The sequence below is a fragment of the Megasphaera sp. An286 genome, assembly GCF_002163455.1.
GTDB classification, from domain to species: domain Bacteria; phylum Bacillota; class Negativicutes; order Veillonellales; family Megasphaeraceae; genus Megasphaera; species Megasphaera stantonii.
In genome coordinates, this window is the sequence record NZ_NFIY01000045.1 from 1 (window position 1) to 1,077 (window position 1,077).

At 48.5% G+C, this 1,077-nt stretch carries 1 protein-coding gene; it reads right to left on the bottom strand.

Going from position 1 to position 1,077, the window contains the following annotated elements:
• Positions 1-153 precede the first annotated feature (153 nt).
• Positions 154-978: an IS30 family transposase gene (locus B5F80_RS11095; protein WP_087478881.1), complete on the bottom strand. Its 825-nt coding sequence runs from the start codon at positions 976-978 to the stop codon at positions 154-156.
• Between the last annotated feature and the right edge of the window lie 99 nt (positions 979-1,077).

Consider the following 1,077-nt stretch of genomic DNA (forward strand, 5'->3'; position numbering starts at 1 on the left):
ACTGAGCATAATGTACGAAGGCCGACTCCCAGAGTAACGCATAGCTGGCAAAAGCAGGCGAAAATCCTGTCTGTACTTGACATGTTCAGCATGTGTTGTTATATATAAATCATGAGCTGAAAGTTCTCAAATTCGCTTTCAGCTTACCAAGTATCATAGAAGATCTATGTTTACAGAGATTTTTTCACAGGCTCGCGGGAAATAAAACGGCACGCCGTTCAAGGCCTCCGTGACAGCGGCATGATGGGCGAACTCTTTTCCTCTGTCCGGCGTAAGGCTTTTTACAGGTTGCCCTTGCAGTACCTGAAGCAATACCGTATTGACGGCTTGTGCTGTCTTTTTGGCTGCTTTGCCTCCTACCAGATACCGGCTCTTTCTATCTACCAACGTAACCAGACAGGCTTTTCCTGTCTTTCCTGCTATGGTATCACATTCCCAATGTCCTCGCCGGGAGCGGTTAGCGGCTCCTGCTGGCCGTTCCGAAATATCGTGAGAGATGGGAATAGAACCCCGTCGTTCCTGATATTGCCGGGTATGCCGGGATTTTCCATGATGCCGCAAGCGGCGGACCGCACCGCGGGACCCATGGGAGGACGACGTTTCATCAAACATACCGGCATATATGGCGCGGTAAATCGTTGCATAGCTAAGGAGTGCCTTCTGATGTTCCAGCTGCAAGCGTCCGGCAATTTCTTCTGGGGACCAATGATGCACCAGGAAGAGATTTTTAACCAATGCGAATAGCTCGGCATTCTCTAACCGCTTGTGAGGCTTGCATGCCTTACGGCGGCGGGCATACTGTTGTTGTGCGGTGATGGGCAGATACTTGCCGTTCACTGTATTTCTGCGTAGTTCCCGTGAGATCGTGGATTTATCTCGGCCGAGGGCCGCCGCAATTCGAGAGATAGAATAGGACTGCGCGCGAAAAAAGAGTAGATTTTCTCGTTCAGATAGAGTAAGATGATGATAGTGGCACATAGGTTTCCTCCGAGATATAGATTTTGTTTGGTAGCATTATTATATCAGAAACCTATGTGTCATTTTTTATAGGTGTTGCACTTGTATTGTAAATTCGCC